Below are 21,859 nucleotides of genomic sequence, written 5' to 3'. Positions count from 1 at the left end.
CCGCTTGCACCGAGCGGCTCACATTTTGGTGGCCGTGAATTTGTAGGAGCCCATAAATCCGGCCTTCACTTTACCTGTCATCTGCCGACCTTGGATGGTGCCCTTAAACTGACATTTTAATTTTACCGGCTTGGTGGCGATGTTTATCCAGCTCACCTCATTGCCGTCGACACGCACATCCTCTATCGGCGCAGTCGTCTTATCATCGAACTGCTCGCCGCTGTATTGGCCATTGGTGTTATCGATAACCAGCGTCGTCTCCATCGCACCAGTGGGCGCTTTGATGGCGACTTTCCAGGTGCCTTCCACTGAGGTGTCTGGGCCGGCCGATTCATGAGTTTGCAGCTCATCAGTATCGTTATCTATTGAAGGCTCTGCGATAGTCACTGGCTTGGGGCGCAGCACGGATGTAACCGGCTTGATGTCGGCGTAGGTGATGATTCCCGGAGGTGCGGCCACCACGCCAGGGAGGGCGTTGACCACGGGCATAGCCGTGATAATAAAGCCCGTGGCCACCAGCTCTTCCATGGGCAAGGACATATCGGCGGGCAGCACGTCCGCCCGCAACTTAATTTGAGGCGTGCCATGGATGACGACATCGTAGGCCATTTGAATGTCCCACTGTGGCTCGATGTCATCTGAAATCACCCATTGCGCATTGAGCTCAACCACTGGTAAGCCCTCTGCAATACCCAGCCACTTGGCGTGAATGCCGGCTACATGACCGCGTTTTACTGGTCGGCCGGGTATATCGAGGTCCTCGGTCGCATGGGCAAAGCCGACCTCACAGCGAACATCGTCCAGGGTGAAGTCGAACATATGGGCAACGGCCTCCACGGCGTCACCAAAGGGCAGGGTCGCCTTCTCGATATCCGCAGCGTGACCTGGGTCGCCGGCAGGGCGTCCCCAGCCCAATTCGTCCTGGTTGGCGTCCCCTGCCCACATGCCGATATTGAAAGATTCGGTGACCTGCACCAGGTTGACCTCCCGGCAGGCACTGGAGGCCGTGGCCACCACGCTGTCGATCCAACCCGGGTTGATGCCGCTGCCAAACAAACTCGCCCCGCCGGCCAGGGCGGCGTCTTGCAATGCCTTGCGGGCGTCCTCGCCGTAGCCGCGACCGGTCATAAAACTGGCGGTGGTGGCGACGTTGATGCCAGCGCGCAGCAGTTGGCACATCTGCTCCACATCAGGGTGCAGGGGCATGTAGGTCACGATATCCGGCTTGAGGGCGATCAGCTCTTCAATGCGATTAGTGGCTTTAACCCCTACGGTGTGGCCCAGCTCGATTAACTCGCCCACATCCCGGCCGACTTTATCGGCGGAAAAGGCATAGAGACCCACTAACTCAAGCTCGGGGCGGTCCAAAATCGCTTTTACGGCTTCTTTAGCGACCTTGCCGGTGGTCCACTGCACGACGCGGATGGGATGAGAATGCATTGCAACTCCTGATAGTATTATTTGCGCTTATTGTGAAACACAGTATACCATAAATCGCTATGGCTCCAGCAGGGAAGCGTGACTTATCGGCGACGATGGGGCGGATCCGGACTGCATAGAGCCAGCACAATAACGTTGTATATGAGGAGTAAAGCATGTCTGAGGAAAACGCCGCGCCGGAAGGCAGCTGGGAGATCACCGTTAAGGGCCCCACCGGCAAGGAACACACCGTGTTGGAGCTGCAGCGGGACGGCGATACGTTAACTGGCACCCAAACCGGTCGGGGTGTCAGCACGCCAATCGAGGAAGGTAAGGTGGATGGCGACACCATTTCCTGGGTGCAGCACGTCACCAAACCCATGAAGCTCAAGGTCACTTTTGTCGGCGAAATCAGCGGCAACGACATTGCCGGCAAGGTCAAAGTGGGCATGATGTCACACAAGTTCAGCGGTTCTAAAAAGCTGGATTGATCGCAACTTATCCCACGGGGGCGCAGTAACCTGCCCCCGCTTTCCCCCGCTTTACAGCGATCTATCTCCCTATTCCCGCCTAAGCCCCTGATCTCATTCGAATAGCGTACCCCGAAGGGACGAGGGTTCGCTTGCCGATTGTGAATTTAAGTAGACAACATTGTTGATTTAAAATATTCTAGGACTCAGGATATTAATAATCATCAAAGCTGTACTACGTGACGAGGTTTAGCATGACCTGTAAACCCACCGCCGTTCCACCGGTAGAAGAGATCGACATCCCCGCATTGCGTGAGAAATACCGCCAGGAGCGGGAGAAACGCATTCGCCCAGAAGGACAAAAACAATACCAAGCCCTGTCTGGTGAACTGCCAGAAGTCAGCAGTGAAGATCCACATACTCCTCGCCAAGCGCGGGAGCCGGTCAGCAAGGACATTGACGTCGTGGTGTTGGGGGGCGGTTGGTCCGGCGTGCTAGCCGGCGTTCACCTAAGAAAAGCGGGGATTGATGATATTTGCATCGTCGACTCTGCCGGCGACTTTGGCGGCGTGTGGTACTGGAATCGCTACCCCGGTGTGCAGTGTGACAACGACGCCTACTGTTATCTGCCGCTGCTGGAAGAAATGGGCTTTTTGCCCTCCAAGAAATTCTCCGATGGCGCCGAGATTTACCAGTATATGCGCAGTATCGGCGATCGCTTTAAGCTCTACGATGGCGCCCTGTTTCACACCCTGATTAATGGTATGCACTGGGATGAAGACCTGCAGCGTTGGCAGGTATCTACTGATCGTGGCGATAAGCTACGTGCCCGTTTTGTGATTATGGCCAATGGCCTCCTTAACATGCCCAAGTTCCCCGCGGTGCCCGGCATCGGTGACTTTAAGGGCAAGATGTTTCATACCTCACGCTGGGACTACGATTACACGGGCGGCAGTCAGACTGAGCCGGTGCTGGATAAGCTCAGTGACAAAAAGGTCGCGATTATCGGCACTGGTGCCACTGCGATTCAGGCTATTCCCCACCTCGGTCGCCATGCACAACATTTGTATGTGCTGCAGCGCACGCCCTCCAGCGTCGATAAGCGAGACAACCCGCCCACTGACCCCGATTGGGCGCAGAGCCTGGAGCCCGGTTGGCAGGCTGCCCGCCAGGACAACTTTCACCGCGCGGCGATGGAAGGCGCACTAAAGCCTGGCGAGGAAGACCTGATCTGCGACTTCTGGACAGAAATTACCCGCAATATGATGGCGGAGATGGAAGCAGAGGGCTGGCCCCAGCTCAGCATGGAAGAATTTATGCAGCGCCGGGAAGAGATGGACTACCGGGTGATGGAGCGGGCCCGCAAGCGCATCTGTGAGCTAGTGGAAGATCCGGATACCGCCGAGGCCCTGTTGCCCTGGTACCGCTTCCCCTGCAAACGACCGCTGTCTAACAACGACTACTACCCGACCTTTAACCGCGACAATGTCACTCTCGTTGATGTTTCGGCCACCCAAGGCGTCGAAGCCATGACGGAGAAAGGCTTTGTGGCCAATGGTCAGGAGTACGAGATCGACTGCATGATCTTCGCCAGTGGCTTTGAGGTGACCTCGGACTTGGATCGTCGCTGGGGTATCGATCAGGTGGAAGGCCGGGATGGCAAGTCAATCTACCAGCACTGGGGTAATGGCTATCGCACCTTGCACGGCATGATGAGCCACGGCTTCCCCAACCAGTTTTATATGGGCTTGTATCAAGGGGGGCTGAACGCCACCATCCCGGAGATATTCAACCGTCAGGGGCAGCATATTGCTTATATTATCCAGCAGGGCCTGGCGCAGGGGGCAAGCTCCATTGAGCCCAGCGAAGAGGCGCAGGACGAGTGGGTGAAACACATCCGCGAGACCGCCATCGATATCTCTGAACTGCAAAGCGAATGTACCCCCAGTTACTTTAATAACGAGGGTGAAAAGGAAAAAGACGAGGACGGTAACGAAAAATATCGCTGGTACTTGGGCGAAAGTTACGGTCCCGGTTGGAATGCCTTTCAGGCCCTGTTGCAGGAATGGCGCGACAGTGGCGAACTGCCAGGTATGATCATTAAAAAATAATAGCGCGGGGCACATAGACCCCGCATCCGTCGTCAAAATAATAGTGAAGGTGAGTGATGAGCAATCAAAACGATATTCCTGTTAAAGAACTGAGAGACGAAGATCTGGCCGAACCGCTGACCTACTCAGTGGAACCGTTTCTTTCCCGGGACTATGCGGAGAAAGAAAAAGACCTGCTGTGGCCCAAGGTTTGGAACATGGCGGCGCGGCTGGAGGACATTCCCGAGGTCGGCGATTTTATTACCTACAACATCGCCGACGACTCCATTGTGATTATCCGCATTGCCGAAGACGAGCTGCGGGCCTACCACAATGTGTGTCCCCACCGCGGTCGACAACTGGTGAACACCCCGGACGACGTCAACTGCGTTAAAGGGCGCAAGAAGAACTTTGTGTGCGGCTTCCACGGCTGGACCTACAACCTGGAAGGCGAAAACACCTACATCCTGGACAAGGACGACTGGAAGGGCAGCCTGGAGCAGAAGGAGCGGGTGTGCCTGTCGCCGGTCAAGGTGGATACCTGGGGTGGCTGGATCTATATCAATATGGATCCGGACTGCGAGCCTCTGCTGGAATTCCTCGGTGAGGTGGACCGCATTCTCAGTCCCTATCAATTTGAGAAAATGCGCTATAAATGGCGCCAGTGGGCAATTTATCCCTGTAATTGGAAAACCGCCATTGAAGCCTTCATGGAGCCCTACCATGTGGCGGGTACCCATTCGCAGTTGACCAAGTACGGCCAGTTTTACGCGTACAGCAAACCCTACGGATTGCACGGTGTCAGTGGCTTTGATGAGCGCGACGCCAGCCAGAAAACCTCCCAGAGTAGTGGTGTAGCCCGGGCCGGCCTGGGCGACCCCCGCATCTCTACCTACGAGCTGGCTAAGGAAAACTATGAGACGGTGAACTACGCCGCCTCCACAGAGACCTTGGTCAACGCGGCCAGTCGTTTGAAAGACGAGCTTCCCGAGGGCACGCCGGTGCAGGAGGTAATGAACCACTGGATGAAATCCGCCAAGGCCGACGATGCCGCCCGGGGCGTGGTTTGGCCAGAAATCACACCCGAGCAGCAATCCGAGGCGGGGCTGGCCTGGAGCCTGTTCCCCAATCAGACCATTTTGCAAGGCGTCACTTTTGCGCTGTGTTATCGCACTCGCCCCTACGGCGACGATCCCAATATGTGCATATTTGAATCCTACGCCCTGGAGCGCTTCCCGGAGGGGGAAGAGCCGGATACCGAGTGGGTGTACGCCGAGCCCACCGCCGAAAACTGGGGCAAAGTGCTTGCCCAGGATTTTGCCAATATGGAGTGGGTGCAGAAGGGCATGAAATCCCGGGGCTTCCGCGGCACGCTGCCCAACCCCCACCAGGAACAGAAAATCACTAACTTCCACCGTCACCTCGCCACCTATATGGGCAAGGGACATATCGACTTTCTGGAAAAATAACGACATGGGCCGGTCTGGTGCGGGGCCTCAACGTCCCGCTGGGCCGCGTCGCTCAGGAGATCACAGCTATGGCTTCCCCAGTATATTCTCGAATTATCGACCTCTTGGAAGCAGAGGGCATCAACTCGCTATTTGGTATCCCCGATCCCGGTTTTATTCACATGGCGATGACCTGCGAACAGCGCGGTTGGGATGTGGTCGCGCCTCACCACGAGCAGGCCGGTGGCTTTATGGCCGATGCCTGGTCGCGGATGACCGGCAAACCGGGAGTGTGTTTTGGTACCCAGGGGCCGGGGATCTCCAATCTCGCGGCGGCGATGATCGTCGCCGCCAAAGAGAACTCGCCGACCATTTTCTTTGGTGGCCAGCGCTCCAGTATTGCCTACCAACGAGTCCGTAAAGGGCGCATCCAATTTATGGATCAGGTCAGTCACTTTGAGCCGATGATGAAATACGTCGGCGTAGTGGAAGATGCCGATCAAGTCGATGAAATTGTCCGCGAGGCGATTCGTCAGGTCACCACTGGCAAACCCGGTCCGGCCTATATTGAACTGCCGCTGAGTGTGATTCATGAAGAGCGCGAGTGGACGCCAGTGCTACCGCCTGAAAAATACCGCCTCACCAGCCAGCCCGCTGCGGGTCCCATGGTGGCGCAGGCCGCCGCGCTGATCCGAGAAGCCAAAAACCCGGTGCTGTTGGTGGGGCAGGGTATGTTTACCGCCCGTGCTCACGACATAGTTGGCCAGTTGGCTGAACTTATGGCCTGCCCAATTTTGCAGACCTCGGGCTGCGCTATGACGATCAAGGGCATGGAAGAGCGCACCTTTGCCTACGGCTTCTCCCCGGCTGGAGTAGCAGCGGCTGAGGCCTCGGACCTGTGTATTGCCATTGGCACGGAGCTGGGCGAGCCCTGCCATATGGGCATAGGCCGGCACTGGGAGAGCAACGATGCCAATCGCAAGTGGATCTATATTGAACGGGACACTATGGCCTTCGGTGTCAATCGACCCATTGATGTGCCTCTGGTGGGTGACTTGCGGGATATTGTGCCGCAGTTGATCGACGCTCTTCAGGATACCCCTCGCACGCCTTCCTCAGAGTTTGACGGCTGGGTGCAAATGCAAAAAGACTTTAAAGCCAAACTGCGGGCTGAAGTGCCCAGTGGTGGCGAGCAGATCCACCCCGCCAAGTTTATTTTTGAAGCCACTCGGACCCTGCCGGAGAACACCATCTACGCGGCCGATGGCGGCTCCGTCACCATCTTTGGCTGGACCTACACCCAGTACGCCCCCAGCGATCTGGTCTGGAATCAAAACACCGGCCACCTCGGCACAGGCTTGCCCTATGCGGTGGGGGCCGCTATTGCCACCAAGGGCGAGCGCCCAGTGGTGCTGGTGACTGGTGACTCCTCCTTTATGTTCCATATTGCCGAGCTGGAAACCGCAGTGCGTAAAAACCTGCCCATCGTTACCGTCGTTGGCGTAGACAACGCCTGGGGATTGGAAGTGGGCTGCTGGCGCAAACAGGTGGCAATGGACTCTCCCGAGACCGAGGCCCACTGGGGCAAGGCGGTGCGCTTTGACGTGATCGCCAAAGGCTTTGGCGCAGAGGGCGTCTATGTGGACAACGAAAACGATATCGCCGCAGCGGTGGAAAAGGCAGTGGCCAGTGGCAAACCGACGGTGATTCATGTGCCCATCGATCCGGTGGCCAATGCCATGGATGCTCCCAATTACGAAGAGTTCAAGTCCTGGTACACCGATTTTAAACCGGGCTACGGCGCCGACGCGGCGGATGTTGCCTACTAGTGTTCCCATGCACTAATGCAATTAGTGTCGAGAGCCCCTAAGTATCATGAGTGCTGCACCTTCACTTCTCGTTAATAGATAAGGATAAAAGCCATGCGTGAGTATCTGAAATTTTATGTCAACGGCCAGTGGGTCGAGCCGCTGGAGATGAGCACCGTCGAGACCATTAATCCTGCTACCGAGGCAGTGTCTGGCAAGATCGCCCTGGGTAAAGAGGCCGATGTGGATCGCGCGGTTAAAGCCGCCCAGCAGGCCTTCACTAGCTGGTCTCAAACTAGCAAAGACGAGCGTCTGGCGGTACTCAAGCGGATTTTGGCTGAATACGAAAAGCGTGCCGCTGACCTTGGTGAAGCCATTACCGAAGAAATGGGGGCGCCCAAAGCCCTGGCTCAGGGCTTTCACGTGGCGCTGGGCAACGGTCACCTCAATACGGCGATTGAAGTGCTGGAAAGCTTTGAATTCGAGGAACTGCGCGGCGCCAGTCTGATTCGCCGTGAACCTATTGGCGTGGTGGGTATGATTACCCCCTGGAACTGGCCGGTAAACCAGATAGCGGTCAAAGTCTTTCCCGCTATTGCCGCCGGTTGCACAGTGGTACTGAAACCTTCTCAAGAAGCGCACTTCTCAGCTCAGGTGCTGGCAGAAGTTATCGATGCTGCCGATGTGCCGGCCGGGGTCTTTAACTTAATTCAGGGTCGGGGCTCGGTGGTAGGCGCCGAACTATCCCGCCACCCCGGCGTCGATATGGTCTCGATCACCGGCTCAGAGGCGGCGGGTATCGAAGTGGCCCGCAATGCCGCAGAGACCGTTAAACGGGTCACCCAGGAGCTGGGCGGCAAGAGCGCCCTGATTGTGCTGGACGACGAGCAGTTTGCCGATAACGTCGCCAAAGGCGTGGGCGGCATGATGATGAACTCCGGCCAGACCTGCTCTGCCACCACCCGCCTGCTGGTTCCCAACGCCCGCATGGATGAGGCCATCGCCGCCGCCAAGGCCGCAGCTGAAGGCGTGACTGTTGGCGATCCCAGCGGCGACTTTGCCATGGGCCCAGTGGTGTCCAAAAGCCAGTTCAACAGTATTCAGCAGTACATTGAGAAAGGCATCGAGGAGGGCGCCACCCTGGTTGCTGGCGGTCCTGGTCGACCGGACGGCCTGGATAAGGGCTGGTACGTGAAGCCCACCGTCTTTGCCAATGCCACCAACGACATGGTGATTGCCCGGGAAGAAATCTTTGGTCCGGTACAAGTCATCATCGGCTATGACAGCCTGGAACACGCTATCGAGATTGCCAACGACAGTGACTTTGGCCTAGCTGGCGGTGTTTACGGTGCCGACCTGGAAACTTGCCAAAACGTCGCCCGGGCCATGCGCACCGGCTGGGTCTCCATCAACGACGGTTTTGACTTCCACTGCCCCTTTGGCGGCTACAAAAAGAGCGGTAATGGCCGGGAGTGGGGCGAGTTCGGCTTTGAGGAATACCTGGAGATTAAAGGGATTCTGGGCTTTAAGCCGGAGGCGGCGCAGTAAGGTATTTGATCTGACTTGTCTTACCAGTCTTTGCTGAAAAGCTCTGTTGATGAGCGGTCTCTGTGTTCAAGAATGCTGTGTTCAACGAAACAGTGATCAACGAATAAGGGGCCGCTCATTGTCATGGCCAAACACTGCTGGCATAAGGCGTTACCGGTACTGAAGGTGAAGTACCTGGCTCGAAATAGCTAGGGCCTGTTCACCGTCAAGGTTTATTCCAATCTAGAAAATCGCTGCCAGCCCAAGGGCAATCACCGCGAATAGTATCGATAGGCCGATCCATGCCTGCCATGGGAAGGCGCGCTGGGCAGGCTCCGCAAGTTGATCGTTAAGGTAGTTCTCTAGCAATTTGGTATTGCGGGTATTGGCTTTAAAGAGTACATCGAAGGCATCGCCGACCACAGGCAGAAGTCCGCCCACAAAATCGATACCAATATTGCGCAGTATTTTTAGTTTAACGGCCCCGCTGGCCCCCACTTGTTGTGCCTCTAAAAAGACATACAAGGATAAGGTTAAGCCGGCCACATCCCCCACTACTGGTAGCAGCCCAATCAAAGACTCCAAACCGAGGCGGAATCTGGTGAAGGGTATCCCAATGCTGCTGTCCATAATGCGGCTGAACCTGTTCAATCGCATTAGCACCGCTTTCTGTTTGGCCTCGGTGGTTTTCCTGCTCGAGTTGTCTTCCATATAAATTTGCTTCTTTACAGCGGCCATGGCTCGGGCGTTTTAGGCAGCAATAACTCTGCGACTTGATGCCCCCCTGGAGCTTCGATTACGTCATGTAACCTGACTCGGTTCACATTATTCCGCCTATCTACCCAAATGGGTAGTTCTTCATCGCGCCCTGACCAGTAGATTCAATGCCGCATAACAACAATGGAGAATGGTGTAATGAAGACAATAAAAACCCTTTTGCTGTGTTTCGCTCTATCAGTATCGGTTAACTCCAGTATGGCAGCGTCACCTCTGGCTGGTTTGCCGGTGGTGGGTGACTTGCTCGGCGGGGACTTGCTGGGTGGTGACCTGCTGGTAGCGATCCCGGTTGTGGGAGACCTGCTTGGCGGTGGCGTTTTAGCTGGCGGAAGCCCGCTGGATGGCTTAACCGATGCCCTGCCTGCGCTGCAGGTCGTTGGAGTAGTCTTGACCGTTGACCCCGCCCTGGTGCAGTCGCTACTGGTCAGCGCGTTGGTCAGTGGCCTGGAAGGCAACCTGCCGGTATTGGGCGGGCTGCCCGGTTTACCACTGGATCTGGCGCTGCCGGGTTTGTAATTTAGCAGCCAGTTGAGTGGGGGCGGGCAGGGGTTTAACCCTTGCCCATCACTTCGTAAATGCGTGAGGTGAAGTACCAGCGGCCGTCGCGTTTCACGTACTGGTCGTCAAAGCAGCCCACCACCACGACCTGCCCGCCAGCCTTGGGAAAGATCAGTTCTCGGCAGTAGCATTTGCCGTGGGCGCGGTCGCCTTCCACAACCAGCTCGGCGGGGAAGGAGATCATGCTCATAAATTCCACATAGGCGAGCTTTTCCCGAAAGGCTTCAATGACGTTTTGTTTGCCTTCCACCGGCTTGTCCATGGAGGGCAGGCCCCATACCGCTTCTTCTGCCCAGGTTTCACCCCAGGCGTCGGCATCAATGCGCATGGCGCCGGCGGCGAATTCTTCTACCAGCTCGCGTATAGCAAGACGATCTTCTACCGGACCTGTATTCATAGTCATACTCCAATTTTTAAGTGTGACGAGTGTGCTGAGTTAATCCACTGCGGTTACCGACTCGGTTGCCACCGCCTGAGTGGCCGCCACCGCCTCTTCAGGCGGTTTGCCCATGGTAAAGAGTGCAATAGCGCTGGCACCCATCAGTATGGCGGTGAGCTGCAGGAAAGGGCTGTAGCTGCCAAAGTGGTCAAAGACCGCGCCGGCACCCAGGGGGCCAAAGGCGGTGCCCATAGACAGGGCCATGACCGCCGCACCATAGAGAGCACCAAAGTTCTTTAGGCCGAAATACTTGGCGGCGAGATACGCGATAACATCCACCTCAGAGCCCAGTGTCAGGCCGAAAATGGCGGCGGCAATCATTTGAAAGGCCGGCTGACTGCCGTCGTAGAGCAGCAAACCGCAACCCAGGATGGGAATGACAAAGGCGATACCGCCGATGATATGGGCCGGGAACTTATCTAACAGAAAGCCGGTTCCCAGGCGGCCGACGATCGAAAAAATCCCGATCAGAGAAGCAACCCCGGCAGCTTGTAGGGCAGTGGCGCCACTGTCAGTCAGTATAGGGACAAAGTGAACCACGATACCGATGGCGGTGAAGGCAAAGAATCCGCCCGCCATCACCAGTTTATAGAGTGCGGAACAGCGCAAACCTTCCCGAATACTCAGGCCGGGCAGGTCGGCGCTGGCGGTTTTTTTGTGAGTGTCGGTTTTGCGTTGATCCTGGGCGCCGCGGAAGCCAAAAAACATCGCCGGTAAGGTCAGTGCAGCCCAAATGCCGCTGAGGCCGATATAGGCCCCCCGCCAGCCAAAGTGACCGATTAACCAGGTGGCAATCAATGGGAATATCGTGGCGGCCAGCGAGGCGCCCGACAGGGTAATGGCCAGGGCCAGCCCACGGGAGCGGGCAAAGCGGCTGGTCACGGCACTGGTCCAGACCGTGGCCTGGACCAGCAGTGTTGCCACGGCAAGGAGCAGCCACAACATCAGCCAGTTGCTATCTGTACCCGTGGCGGTACTGAGGGCGGCCACGGCGGCCAGCATCAGAGTCACGCCTATCAGGCCTACCCGCCGCGGACCGATCTTGTCGACCAAAATACCCATAGGGATACAGAAAATCGCGCTGATAAAGGCGGCGATAGTGATGCCAGATGAGACCTGCGCCCGAGACCAGCCAAACTCGGTTTGAATCGGCTCGATAAAAGGCCCAAAAGAATAGACATACATAACCGACGTGGCATAGCCCATGGCGGCAGTGATCGGCAGGTACCAGAAGTGGCGCCATTCCAGGGCGGCGCTGGGAGTGTGTGACATATCTCAATCCTCACCGAGTATTATTATTGCTTGTTGCCCTGTTCTATTGGCTTGATAGTGTGGCGATAACCTGAGGCAAATCGACGATGGTGGCGATCCCGGCTGGCGCCGCACACACGGCGTGGGCCACATTGACTGCGCGGTGGGCTGTATAGCCGCCCATCTGCTCTGCTACTGGTTCATCCCCCAGGGGCATCTTCAGGGTGACGTCCAGAGGCGTGTCCCCCTCCACATTTACCCGCCAACCGCTGGCCGCCAACTCCCAGTCTTTATCGATGTTGTGGCTGCAATACCAGTTGGCGCGGAACTGAATGAGCGGCGCGCCGTTGCGCATTCCTGCCACGGTAATCCGCTGGGCAGCGACGGTGCCGGCCTTAATGATGGCGCCCGGCGCGATCTCGACATCTTCACTGGCACAGGCGTACTCGCCAGCGGCTTCCACCTTGTCGAGCTCCAGGCCAAGTGCTTTGGCGGTCAGACACAGGGACTGCTCAAAGCACTGAGCCATGTGGTGGAGTAGGCCGGCGTCAAAATCCCCACTGGCGGGGCGGCCATAGCCCATTACATCAAATACCATCTCCGGCGAGCAGGAGGCGGGAATATCCGCAAACTCGTCGATGGTCAGGCAATCCAGGCGGCGGGCTACTGAAGTCAGCACCAGCGGAATGGCCTCGGTGATAAAGCCGGGGCTGCTACCCGTGGCGTGAAGGGTGGCGTTGCCAGCACGACAGGCTGCCAGGGTTTGCTCTCTCAGCTCAGCGTCCATGTAATCCGGATTAAAGAATTCGCCCCGAGTTGTCACAATATTGATACCGGCGCGGAGCAGGGCGCAGATATCTTCAATCACCACGCCCTCCTGCATATACAGCACGCAGTCGGGTTTGGCAGCGAGGATATCGTCGATACTCTGGGTGGCGACTACGCCCTGGGGCGGAAGCCCGCACAACTCGCCGGCATCTTTGCCGACCTTGGCATCGGAATGGACTTTGAGGCCCACTAACTCCATCGCAGGGTGGTTGATAACGGCTTTCAAACTGCGCTGGCCGACTTTGCCCGTCGCCCATTGGGCGATGCGGAGGGTCGGCTGGCTATCATTGTCAGTACGCATGGTCATGGTTTAGTGCCAGGGATGGTGAATTATATTTATAATCAACACAGTTGACCATATAACACCTTGGCGCCAATCACAACAGCGTAGTTCTGCAACAGCATGCAAAAATGTAAGGTGACAAAACGTTGAGTTGGAGGGTGTTTACGCTGTGCAGATGGAGGGGGAGTACCCTCGGGGAAGAACAGAGACCGACCCTGACTATAGTCGGTCTCTGTAAGGCTGAGCGGCTATGGCGCCATAGGGGCAGGAGTGGCCTCGATATCTGGGCGCAATTGGGTGGTATTGACGAAAGAACCTACTCCAGATGCCGCCACGCCGGTTACGGAGGTTGAGCCGAACAGTTCGTGAAGCACGCTGCCTTCAGCAACCGTGATGGTGCCAATACCGGCCAGAATTTGATCGGTGGCATAAATGTCGTTGAAGGTGTTGATCACCCCGTTGGGGCCAAGGTGCCACAGACTGTTAGGCAGTGGTGGGCCCTGGGGACCCTCTGGTAGCAGTTCGGCTTCAAGTTGGTAGGGCGAAACATCGAAGGGGACGTTAGCGTAGCCGTTCAGCGCGCCGGGCACTGTGCTGCTCTCTGTAAGCGACAGTTCAATATCTTCCACAACCTCACCAAAGAAGCCGGCATTGCGTTTTTTAGCAGACAACTGATGGTTGGTGTCCAACTGCCACAGTAGATAAATGGCTGAATTGGCGGCGGTGATGGGGGGGAAGCTTTCGCCGTCGGGAGGGGTGATAAAGACCGCCGCCTCAGCGATTCGGTACGGCCCGGTTTCAACGCCATCAATGCTGCCGCTTGGGCAGTCGGCCAGCTCCACAAAGCCTACCGGTGGTAGCGACAGTTCAAACTCCGGTGGCACAAACTTGCGGGCATTCTCCTCAGTGATGGGAGAAATAATCAAAAAGTTCCGGCAGTTCTCGCCAGTATTCTCGAAGCTAACGGCAAAATCCTGTGCCTCGCCAGGATAGGCACTATCGTCTCCATTGCTCCCATTGCCGGAACTGCCGCCACAAGCAGCCAGACAGAGCGTTGTAATTAGCAGGCAGGATTTAACAGTGAGGTTGTAACGTGTCATTTAGTGACTCCATTTATATTTGTCACCGGCTTTTAAAATTGGCCGGCGCTGGTGGTAAAAAGTAGTGGCGTAAGCGGGGCGTAGTTTTTGCTGCTTCGGCTACTGCGGTTATGCCCCTTGTGGCAGAACCGGCCATACCGCTTCAATTTGGCCGCCCCGGACGGCGATGATGTCGCCAAATTGCAGCATGACGAATTCACTTTGCGTGGGGCGGTAGAACACATAGTCATCCACACCCAATTGCAGCTGGGCGTTGCTATTCAGCATTTCCTGGTTGGTACTGCGGCCGTACGTGGGGTTGGTCAGTAGCCCTGGCGGTGAAACGGGCTCAGCCTTCCAGTAGCCGCCATAAACAAACAGAGTCTTGCGACGGTTGGGGTTCCAACCCGTCTGGGCCTGACCGATAAGCGGTGCAATGGGCATTTCTATACCGTCACTGACCTTGAGAATTGGGGTACCAATAAACAGCGCAGGTTGGTGGTTTGCCAATGTGGGGATGTCGAAATCCAGCGGCTTGAGTAAGGCGCTGCCGGCGGACAAATCGTTGGCCGTATCGTTGTCATACCAGCGGTGAAAAGTCGGGCTGCCGGCCGCATTGAGAGTAAGGGCATTGCTGCGGCCGTCACCGCCATTGTGGCGGCGCCACACCTCCATAAACTCGTGATAGCGGTGTTGCGCCATCGCTCCTTCCCGCTCTTGCATGCCCAGGATTGCGGGCGCTTTGCTCACGTGGGGGTCGTAGCCCATCAAGCCGCTAAAGGTGAGATAGGGGTGGGCGTCGATTTGCTTGAGCATCCCAGCCAGTACTGCAGGGTCTTTCACGCCGCCCCGGTGCAGACCAATATCCACTTCGATGTTTATCCGCATCGGCAGCTGCTGTGCTTCGGCCAATTGGGCATATTGCTTAAGCCGCTGGGGGGTGTCGATCAACCACTGTAGCTGCTGCCCCACGTCGAATGCGTTGGCCTGATAGTGCTGATAGAAACGGGCGGCGGCGCCGATAGGCATTGGCTTGCCCACCAGCAAGTCGCTGTCAGGCTTAGACTCAACAAAATGATTGAGAAAGGGTTGGTGAAAGACCATCAGCCGTGAGGTGTCGGCCTTGGCCATTGCGTAGTCAATCAAGCCTTGGGCGGGAAGGGACTTGGCGACCACCCGGTAGGTCTTGTCGTTGGGGATATGGCGCCTGACTTCAGCAATATTGTGATCCAGGCGATCCAGGTCCACGATCATGGTGGGCCGGGCCAGGTTTTCCCGATGCAATAGTGAATTCAGTTGCTGAAAATAAGCGCTGTGCTTGCCGTCGCCCTCTATGCTGGGGCGGGCCAGCCACGTACCGCCAATGCCCAGCCCGAGTCCGCCTAGAAGTAGATTGCGTCGTTTCATTGTCGGTTACCAGTTGGCGCTAAGGGAAAGTTTCAGTGAGCGCGGGGCAATCTGATTGGCAAAATAGGACCGAGCAAACAGGTTGTGGTCGGCGACAAAATTTAGCGCCGACTTGTCACCCAGGTTAGTGCCGCTCAGCGCCAGCGACCAGAAGCCGTCTTCTGGTCCCAGCACAATCCGGGCGTCCAACAGGGTATAACCTCCCTGGCGCGACTTCTCGTCCAGATCCAGGGTGAGATACTGCTCGCTGCGATAGCTCACCCCCAGGGAGAACTGCAGGCCCAGGTCGGCACTTAGCGGCATAAAGACGGTGGGACGGAGCGAGGCGGAGACCTCGGGGGCGCGGGGTAGGGTGCGTCCGCTCAGGTCCTGCTGGGGAGTTTCCCCGGGTGCCGCGGCGTCCTGTTGTGTTGCCGTCGGTGGGCCATTGCGATAGTCGACGTACTCGGCACTGGAAAGCCCCAGGGAGCCATCAAAGGTCAGCCATTGCAGGGGTGGCAGCCAGCTGAAGTCCAGTTCCAAACCCTGCAGTTCGGCGCCTTCCGCGTTAAAGACATCAAAGCCCACGCCGTTGAAGTTGACCACTTGCATATCGGTCACGCGGGTGTGGTAAAGAGCGGCATTGATGGACAGAGTTTCGTCGAAAAATAACGACTTCATCCCCAGTTCAAAGGCGTCTGCTTGCTCGGGTTCAAACTCCAGGTTGGAACCCTGAAAACTGATGGCATTGAAACCGCCGGACTTAAAGCCACGGGTCCAGCTGCCGTACAGGGACACCGCCGGATTTAGTTCGTAGCGCAAACCCAGCTTAGGGGACACTTCGTTTTCATCTCGGGACAGGCGGCGGTCGACATCTTCGGCAGACAGCACCAGTCCTGTCAGGCCGGGGCCATAACTGGCCACCTGCCGGCGGGCGTCTTTGCTTTCCTGCCCCAGTCTCAGGCCAATAATGGCAGACCATCGCTCATTGAAATACCAGGTGGCCTGACCAAACAGGGCAAGGCTCTCGGCACTCTGGGTGAAAAGACTGCGCACACCATCGTCCAGGGGCACGCCGGGGATTGGCAAGTTGTTTAACAGCGGACCGAGTATCGAGCCGATATCGGACTCTGGTAGCCCCAGTGCTTCGGCACCGGCAGGGGTAAAGACAAAGTCGACCATGTCCTCGCCCAAGGCAACCTCGGTCGGTGCGTCGATATCCGCTTGCATGGCAAAGATACCGGCGATGATATCCAGGCCATCGCCCCATCCAATGTTGTTGCGGCTGCCATTAATACGCAGTTCCAGGGCGTCCTGGGTGTAGTCAAAAACGGGGGTTACCGTGACCAGGTCGGCGGCGCTGACGTCAAAGTCAATCAGCATGTCATTGGTCAGCGCAGCGTGGCTGACGATCCCTGTAACCACGGTGTTGTCCAGGCCAAGAAATTCACCGGCGTCGTATTCGGCAATCAGATGGGCGATCTCGGAATCGCGTTTGACGTAGCCGGGCAGATCAAAGGCCGTGTGGCCGTCGTAGGGGTTGTCCTCGGTCGGCGCGTGTTGGCTTTGGGCGTAGGCGAGAGCGTCGCTGTCCAGGTCGTACAGCTGCCATCCGGGATAGTTGTGGTCGGTTTCAGATACCTGAACGCCTAACTTTAATAGCAAGCGGTCGCTGACGTCGGCCTCGATTTTGATGCGGCCGGCAGTTTGTTCAGTGCTTAGCTCGTCGCGGTTGAGAAAACTGTTTTCCACCTCGCCATCGGTTTCCCAGTGGGTGAAGGCTATTCGCGACAGCAGTCGGTCACCAAGGGGGGCGCTGAGGCCGGCCTCGACACGGCGGGTGCCCAGTTCACCGCCGGTGACTTGTAGTTGGCCGTCGAATTCCTCGCTGGGGTCGGCGCTGGAAAAGATCAGCACGCCAGCGATGGTGTTCTTGCCAAACAGGGTGCCCTGGGGGCCTCGCAGCACTTCGATACCCTGCATATCAAACAGGCCGTCGGGAATAAATTCGCTGCGACCGATAAATACATCGTCCACCATGATGCCCACAGACGGCTCCAGTCCAACGTTGTAGCTGTCGGTACTGAAGCCGCGAATACCAATAGAAGGGGCCTGGGGATCGCCGTCCAGTTGTAAATTCGGCACCTGGTTTTCGATGCCCTCAGCGCCGAAGATACCGCTTTCCCGCAGCTCATCGGCCTTGACGGTGCTCACTGATACCGGCACATCCTGCAGGCTTTGCTCCGACTTCTGGGCGGTAACGATCACCTCCTCGATGGTACGCCGGGTGGCATCCCCCTGGGCGTAGCTCAGGGAGGTGGTCAGGCCAAAGGCGGCGGTGCAGGCAAGCAGGGTGGCGGGCTTTAGGCTTCTATGCTTCATACGGCAAACACCTTTTTGAGGTAGGGGTTGAGCATGCGACCAGCGGGGTCCAGCTCGGCGCGCAGGCGGCAGAACTCATCCCACCTGGGATAGCGGGCGGCAAATTCAGCGCTGCTCATGGTGTTCATTTTGCCCCAGTGTGGTCTGCCGCCGGTCGCTTTCAACAGCGGCTCCGTGCTGTTGAACAGGGGCAGGGGGTCTTCGGCGTAGTAGCGGTGTACCGCGATTGACGCCGAGGCGTGGCGATAGAAAGGGCTGAGCCAGGCATCGTCCTGCTCGCCGTTAACGACCCGAACCTCAAAAGGCAAAAACACCTCCGGGTGGTGTTTTTCTACGTGGGCCAGCACTTTGCGCAGGGTCGGCAGCAGTTGCTCCCGGTCCATGTGGTATTCCATTTCATTAAAGCGGACCGGGCGCTCTGAGGGAAAGATGCGATACCAACTATCGACATTCTCCTGAGCGGGATAATCGGAGACGGCTGCGTCGCCGATGCGGCGGCGGGCAGCGGGCCACCAGCTGAGTAGGTCCCTCAGCTTTTTTAGCTCCATGGCGGCGTTACTGTCGGGATCACCACTACGGGGGCTGATAGGCTCATCGGAGGGGTTGATCGTCACCCCCAGCGCCTGATTGAAATGGGGTACGACATAAATTTCAAAGCTGTGATTTTCCGCCGCCAGTTGATCGTACTGCTCCATTAATTCTTCCCTGGGAGCCATCCACACTGTGCGTTTCATTCGGGTGGCGGGCACATTTTGCAGTGTGTACTCGGTGATGACACCAAGGGCGCCGACCGAGACCCGAGCCGCATCAAAGACATCGGCATTTTGCTCGCGGTTGCAATCCAGTACCTCGCCAGTGGGTGTAACCAGTCGCAGGCCGGTCACGTAACTGTGCAGAGCGCCGAGGCTTTCCCCGGTGCCGTGGGTGGCAGTGGCCATGGCACCAGCCAGCGTTTGATCATCGATATCTGGCATATTGGCCAAGGCTTGTCCCACCGCATCCAGCGGCGCGCCAATTTGAGAGATCTTGGTGCCGGCGCCAAAGGTGGCAGTCATCGCCTCGGCGTCGTGCCCGCGCATCCCGGAAAAGTGGCGCAGCGAGACGATTTCGCCATCGGTGGGCACCAGCTCGGTAAAGGAGTGACCGGCGCCCACCGGCCGGACCGTGCCCTCGGCGTTTTTCAGCAGTTCTGCAAGTGCGGCTTCGTCCTGGGGGGCGGATCGACCGGCGGGATAGCAGTGCCGATAGCCTGACCAGTTCTGCCAGGGAATCAGACGCTTTCCGTCAGGGCCGATTTTGGGTAACACCGGAGCGGGGCCCTGTTCGGCCTGGCCACAGGCAGTGAGTCCAGTGGCTGAGGCTGCCGCGACGGCAGAGGCGGAGGTGATAAATTGGCGGCGCTTCATGGTTGGTCTCCGGCCGGGGTACTCATAAAGGTGATCAGAGCGACAAAATCCTCTTCGCTACAGTCACTGCAGGAACCCAGAGGCGGCATACCCCCGAAACCAGTAATGGTATGGGTAAGGAGGGTGTCCATACCCTTGGCGAGTCGGGGCTGCCATGCGGCCTGGTCACCGGTCAGTGGTGCATTGCCAATGCCGTTGCTGTGGCAGGACTGGCAGGTGGCGGCGTAGAGCTCTGCCAGGACCGGGTCGGCGGGGACGACTGGCGTCTTGGTGGTCGCAGTCGCGTTTGCTGTAGGTGTCTCGCTGCTGCAGGCCGCCACGACGGTGACAAACAATAACAGGATAATAATGTTGCGCATCTATGCCCATCTCTTAGTGGCGAGTTATTGATAGTGACGAAATATTGTTTTGGCCAACCCTCACCACTGTGGCGCGCAGAATTTTAGAGGCACGCCGAAGGCATAGAGGGTTTGTATCGTGTTAACCATAGGCGCCGCTTCCTGCCTGCAACAGGACTTGAAACGACAAAAAGCGGACATTTGCGGCCAAGATGCCTCTGGGGCACAATGAGGGCGATGCCTGAGGCAGTTAATAAGGCGTAAATCACCAGAGAGCAAAGGACGGCCATGCCCTTCACGACCACCGATCCGCTGTATGAATTGGCGATGTTCCCGCCATTTATGCTGAACAAGCTGGCGGAGTTTTTAAGCTCTCAGGGTATCGACTGCGAGCGGCTGTGCCGTGGCTTGGGTTTTCGTCGCGACGACCTGTATGACCCGGACATCAGAGTGTCTTACCGCCAAGCCGACACGATGATCAAGCGGGGCCTGGAAGCGCTCCCCGACTATCCGGGGCTGGGGCTCGCGGTGGGCAACCTCAATGTACTGGGCACACTGGGACTGGTTGGCCACGCCGCCGCCCTCAGTAAAAACCTGCAGGATGCTTGGGAGATTTGCAGCCGTTATCAAACCCTCACCGGCGGCATGACCCAGAGTCAGACCACTATCGCCGACGGCGTCGTGTACGCCCAAACTTTGTGTCGCTTGCCCGAGCTTCCGGTGCAGATACTGTGCATTGAGGAAGTCTTTGCCAGCATTGTGGTTTACCTGCGGGAGCTGGGGGGGGAAGAGATCAATCCAATAAAGGTGGAGCTAGCTTACCCGGCCCCAGCTTACACCGACCGGTATTCGCAGATCTTTCAGGCGCCGGTGGAATTTAACAGTGAGGGTAATCGGCTCATGATAGATGCCGCAGTGCTCGATAAAGAACTGCCGGGTCACGACCCGGTGGCCCTTAAACAAATTCTCGCCATACTGGAGCGGGAACTTAAAAATACCACGGCGACGTTGGATCTGGCCGCGTCGGTGGAGCGGGTGATTATCGATAGTTTGCAGCAACGCCCAACCATGGCCGGGGTAGCGGTGAGGATGGCCATGAGCGAGCGTACCTTACGGCGCCGGCTGGCGGACAATGGATTGTCCTTCGAGCAGCTGGTGGACAATGCCCGTCGATTGACCGCAATGAACCTTATACACAATAACGATATGGCGATAGAGCGCGTTGCCGAACTCTGTGGCTACGGCGATTCACGCAGCTTTAGACGCGCCTTTCGTCGCTGGGTCAGCGTCGGCCCCCGAGAGTTCCGCCGGGGCTGAACCCATCCTGTCCGCCTTGGCATCCCTCGATAGTGGTGCCGGCCTGCAACACTCCTATTGACTCGAACAGGTCGAGGAGCACGCAGCCTGATTGACCCTTCCCGCGATCACTGTGGCAAGGTCGCCTGGCTAATGGTATTTTGTCATCAACACAGATGATTAATAACGGATTCTGTCGAAAGTCCCCAGCGCTACTGAAATGCTACAGAAGAAGTGACTCTGAGGAGATGATGCCGATTTTGCTATTCGGCCCCGTCAGAAGTCTCAAACCACAATAAGGATATGACGATGGCGACCTATGTCTTGGTCCACGGCGGTGGGCACGGTGGCTGGTGCTACCGCTTTGTCGCAAGAATACTGCGCCAGCATGGCCACGAGGTGTACACCCCCACCTTGACAGGCCTGTCAGATCGATCCCATTTGCTCAGCACAGATGTCGATCTGGATATGCATATTAGGGATGTGGTGAACCTACTGAAGTTCGAGGAGCTGACGGAGGTGATTCTGGTGGGGCACAGCTACGGCGGTATGGTGATCACCGGCGCTGCGGATCGCGCACCGGAACGCATCGCCAATATCGTCTACCTGGATGCGGCTTACCCCTTCGATGGCCAGTCCCTTAGCGATATTGCCGCCGAGATGATGAGTGCCGCATATCAGGATGTTCAGACGGTGAATGGGGTGGAAGTCGTGTTAGTCCCGGGCTGCAATCCGATGACACCGGAGGATTACTACGGCGTTACCGATCCGGCGCTGATTGAATGGATGAAGCCAAAACTCAGTGCGCACCCCTGGAAGTGCTTCTCGCAAAAATTGCAGTTGCAGAACGAGGCTGCCATGCGCGCCATCCCAGTTTCTTTTGTGGTTACCGAGATTCAACGCGATACCCTGACAGACGAGCATAAAGAAGGCTTGCGCGCCCTGACACAGGGGCGCTACTGGGAAATCGAAACCGGCCACGATTTGATGATTTCCGCGCCTGAAGAGACCACCGAAGCCCTGTTGCAGGTCGCTGCGGCGGTCGAGGAAGAATGAGACGGCCCACCAAGAGTG

General features: G+C 57.2%; 18 protein-coding genes. 8 read left to right on the top strand and 10 right to left on the bottom strand.

The annotated features are described in order from the left end of the window. Positions 1 to 18: 18 nt before the first annotated feature. On the bottom strand, positions 19 to 1,440 hold the full coding sequence (locus I6N98_RS13000) for an NAD(P)H-dependent amine dehydrogenase family protein (protein ID WP_198568780.1): 1,422 nt from the start codon (positions 1,438 to 1,440) through the stop codon (positions 19 to 21). 155 nt (positions 1,441 to 1,595) lie between these two features. Here I6N98_RS13000 and I6N98_RS12995 point away from each other — a divergent pair, with 155 nt between their 5' ends. The 5 genes from I6N98_RS12995 to I6N98_RS12975 all read left to right on the top strand — a co-directional run bounded on the left by I6N98_RS12995 (position 1,596) and on the right by I6N98_RS12975 (position 8,783). Continuing rightward, positions 1,596 to 1,910, top strand: a complete 315-nt coding sequence (locus I6N98_RS12995) for a hypothetical protein (protein ID WP_198568779.1) — start codon at positions 1,596 to 1,598, stop codon at positions 1,908 to 1,910. Between the two features lie 233 nt (positions 1,911 to 2,143). Further along, a complete protein-coding gene (locus tag I6N98_RS12990) occupies positions 2,144 to 4,000 on the top strand; it encodes a flavin-containing monooxygenase (protein ID WP_198568778.1) in 1,857 nt (618 codons plus the stop codon). A gap of 56 nt (positions 4,001 to 4,056) precedes the next feature. Continuing rightward, complete coding sequence (locus I6N98_RS12985) at positions 4,057 to 5,448, top strand: aromatic ring-hydroxylating oxygenase subunit alpha (RefSeq protein WP_198568777.1); 1,392 nt, start codon at positions 4,057 to 4,059, stop codon at positions 5,446 to 5,448. 68 nt (positions 5,449 to 5,516) lie between these two features. After that, the gene (locus tag I6N98_RS12980; protein WP_198568776.1) at positions 5,517 to 7,256 is read left to right on the top strand and encodes a thiamine pyrophosphate-binding protein; all 1,740 of its coding nucleotides are present in this window, start codon (positions 5,517 to 5,519) and stop codon (positions 7,254 to 7,256) included. A 93-nt stretch (positions 7,257 to 7,349) separates the two neighbouring features. Beyond that, complete coding sequence (locus I6N98_RS12975) at positions 7,350 to 8,783, top strand: aldehyde dehydrogenase family protein (RefSeq protein ID WP_198568775.1); 1,434 nt, start codon at positions 7,350 to 7,352, stop codon at positions 8,781 to 8,783. A 222-nt stretch (positions 8,784 to 9,005) separates the two neighbouring features. On the opposite strand, the gene I6N98_RS12970 is transcribed toward I6N98_RS12975, so the two are convergent. Continuing rightward, positions 9,006 to 9,500, bottom strand: coding sequence for a DUF4112 domain-containing protein (locus I6N98_RS12970; RefSeq protein WP_232787335.1), 495 nt, complete (start codon positions 9,498 to 9,500; stop codon positions 9,006 to 9,008). A gap of 177 nt (positions 9,501 to 9,677) precedes the next feature. On the opposite strand from I6N98_RS12970, the gene I6N98_RS12965 reads away from it, so the two are divergent. Beyond that, positions 9,678 to 10,055 (top strand): hypothetical protein, encoded by a 378-nt coding sequence (locus I6N98_RS12965; RefSeq protein WP_198568774.1) that lies wholly within the window; start codon positions 9,678 to 9,680, stop codon positions 10,053 to 10,055. A gap of 34 nt (positions 10,056 to 10,089) precedes the next feature. Here the strand turns inward: I6N98_RS12965 and I6N98_RS12960 are convergent, their stop codons facing one another. The 8 genes from I6N98_RS12960 to I6N98_RS12925 all read right to left on the bottom strand — a co-directional run bounded on the left by I6N98_RS12960 (position 10,090) and on the right by I6N98_RS12925 (position 19,510). Next, entirely contained in the window at positions 10,090 to 10,494 is a 405-nt protein-coding gene (locus I6N98_RS12960; protein ID WP_198568773.1) for a nuclear transport factor 2 family protein, read from the bottom strand. 39 nt (positions 10,495 to 10,533) lie between these two features. Beyond that, on the bottom strand, positions 10,534 to 11,808 hold the full coding sequence (locus I6N98_RS12955) for an MFS transporter (protein WP_198568772.1): 1,275 nt from the start codon (positions 11,806 to 11,808) through the stop codon (positions 10,534 to 10,536). 43 nt (positions 11,809 to 11,851) lie between these two features. After that, positions 11,852 to 12,922, bottom strand: a complete 1,071-nt coding sequence (locus I6N98_RS12950) for an NAD(P)H-dependent amine dehydrogenase family protein (RefSeq protein ID WP_198568771.1) — start codon at positions 12,920 to 12,922, stop codon at positions 11,852 to 11,854. Positions 12,923 to 13,146: 224 nt separating this feature from the next. Next, on the bottom strand, positions 13,147 to 13,998 hold the full coding sequence (locus tag I6N98_RS12945) for a hypothetical protein (RefSeq protein WP_198568770.1): 852 nt from the start codon (positions 13,996 to 13,998) through the stop codon (positions 13,147 to 13,149). Between the two features lie 108 nt (positions 13,999 to 14,106). Then, entirely contained in the window at positions 14,107 to 15,384 is a 1,278-nt protein-coding gene (locus I6N98_RS12940) for a DSD1 family PLP-dependent enzyme (protein ID WP_198568769.1), read from the bottom strand. Positions 15,385 to 15,390: 6 nt separating this feature from the next. Continuing rightward, entirely contained in the window at positions 15,391 to 17,745 is a 2,355-nt protein-coding gene (locus I6N98_RS12935; protein ID WP_198568768.1) for a TonB-dependent receptor, read from the bottom strand. Then, positions 17,742 to 19,151 (bottom strand): D-arabinono-1,4-lactone oxidase, encoded by a 1,410-nt coding sequence (locus tag I6N98_RS12930; protein WP_198568767.1) that lies wholly within the window; start codon positions 19,149 to 19,151, stop codon positions 17,742 to 17,744. The genes I6N98_RS12935 and I6N98_RS12930 overlap by 4 nt, the downstream gene beginning before the upstream one ends. Then, positions 19,148 to 19,510 (bottom strand): c-type cytochrome, encoded by a 363-nt coding sequence (locus tag I6N98_RS12925; RefSeq protein WP_198568766.1) that lies wholly within the window; start codon positions 19,508 to 19,510, stop codon positions 19,148 to 19,150. Before I6N98_RS12925 ends, I6N98_RS12930 begins: the two co-directional genes overlap by 4 nt. 267 nt (positions 19,511 to 19,777) lie before the next feature. Here I6N98_RS12925 and I6N98_RS12920 point away from each other — a divergent pair, with 267 nt between their 5' ends. Further along, entirely contained in the window at positions 19,778 to 20,806 is a 1,029-nt protein-coding gene (locus tag I6N98_RS12920) for an AraC family transcriptional regulator (RefSeq protein ID WP_198568765.1), read from the top strand. 288 nt (positions 20,807 to 21,094) lie between these two features. Then, complete coding sequence (locus I6N98_RS12915; protein ID WP_198568764.1) at positions 21,095 to 21,841, top strand: alpha/beta fold hydrolase; 747 nt, start codon at positions 21,095 to 21,097, stop codon at positions 21,839 to 21,841. Positions 21,842 to 21,859 lie beyond the last annotated feature (18 nt).

The sequence above is a fragment of the Spongiibacter nanhainus genome (genome assembly GCF_016132545.1).
GTDB lineage: Bacteria > Pseudomonadota > Gammaproteobacteria > Pseudomonadales > Spongiibacteraceae > Spongiibacter > Spongiibacter nanhainus.
The sequence above is the reverse complement of the archived record's forward strand: the minus strand, read 5'-3'. Positions and strand labels throughout refer to the sequence as shown.

Bases quoted from the DNA above. Each gene is read 5' to 3' on its own strand.
- I6N98_RS12990 (WP_198568778.1), top strand. From the start codon at position 2,144: ATGACCTGTAAACCCACCGCCGTTCCACCGGTAGAAGAGATCGACATC.
- I6N98_RS12960 (WP_198568773.1), bottom strand. From the start codon at position 10,494: ATGAATACAGGTCCGGTAGAAGATCGTCTTGCTATACGCGAGCTGGTA.
- I6N98_RS12920 (WP_198568765.1), top strand. From the start codon at position 19,778: ATGCCCTTCACGACCACCGATCCGCTGTATGAATTGGCGATGTTCCCG.
- I6N98_RS12940 (WP_198568769.1), bottom strand. From the start codon at position 15,384: ATGAAACGACGCAATCTACTTCTAGGCGGACTCGGGCTGGGCATTGGC.
- I6N98_RS12915 (WP_198568764.1), top strand. From the start codon at position 21,095: ATGGCGACCTATGTCTTGGTCCACGGCGGTGGGCACGGTGGCTGGTGC.
- I6N98_RS13000 (WP_198568780.1), bottom strand. From the start codon at position 1,440: ATGCATTCTCATCCCATCCGCGTCGTGCAGTGGACCACCGGCAAGGTC.
- I6N98_RS12955 (WP_198568772.1), bottom strand. From the start codon at position 11,808: ATGTCACACACTCCCAGCGCCGCCCTGGAATGGCGCCACTTCTGGTAC.
- I6N98_RS12980 (WP_198568776.1), top strand. From the start codon at position 5,517: ATGGCTTCCCCAGTATATTCTCGAATTATCGACCTCTTGGAAGCAGAG.
- I6N98_RS12945 (WP_198568770.1), bottom strand. From the start codon at position 13,998: ATGACACGTTACAACCTCACTGTTAAATCCTGCCTGCTAATTACAACG.
- I6N98_RS12985 (WP_198568777.1), top strand. From the start codon at position 4,057: ATGAGCAATCAAAACGATATTCCTGTTAAAGAACTGAGAGACGAAGAT.
- I6N98_RS12925 (WP_198568766.1), bottom strand. From the start codon at position 19,510: ATGCGCAACATTATTATCCTGTTATTGTTTGTCACCGTCGTGGCGGCC.
- I6N98_RS12995 (WP_198568779.1), top strand. From the start codon at position 1,596: ATGTCTGAGGAAAACGCCGCGCCGGAAGGCAGCTGGGAGATCACCGTT.
- I6N98_RS12930 (WP_198568767.1), bottom strand. From the start codon at position 19,151: ATGAAGCGCCGCCAATTTATCACCTCCGCCTCTGCCGTCGCGGCAGCC.
- I6N98_RS12975 (WP_198568775.1), top strand. From the start codon at position 7,350: ATGCGTGAGTATCTGAAATTTTATGTCAACGGCCAGTGGGTCGAGCCG.
- I6N98_RS12950 (WP_198568771.1), bottom strand. From the start codon at position 12,922: ATGACCATGCGTACTGACAATGATAGCCAGCCGACCCTCCGCATCGCC.
- I6N98_RS12970 (WP_232787335.1), bottom strand. From the start codon at position 9,500: ATGGCCGCTGTAAAGAAGCAAATTTATATGGAAGACAACTCGAGCAGG.
- I6N98_RS12965 (WP_198568774.1), top strand. From the start codon at position 9,678: ATGAAGACAATAAAAACCCTTTTGCTGTGTTTCGCTCTATCAGTATCG.
- I6N98_RS12935 (WP_198568768.1), bottom strand. From the start codon at position 17,745: ATGAAGCATAGAAGCCTAAAGCCCGCCACCCTGCTTGCCTGCACCGCC.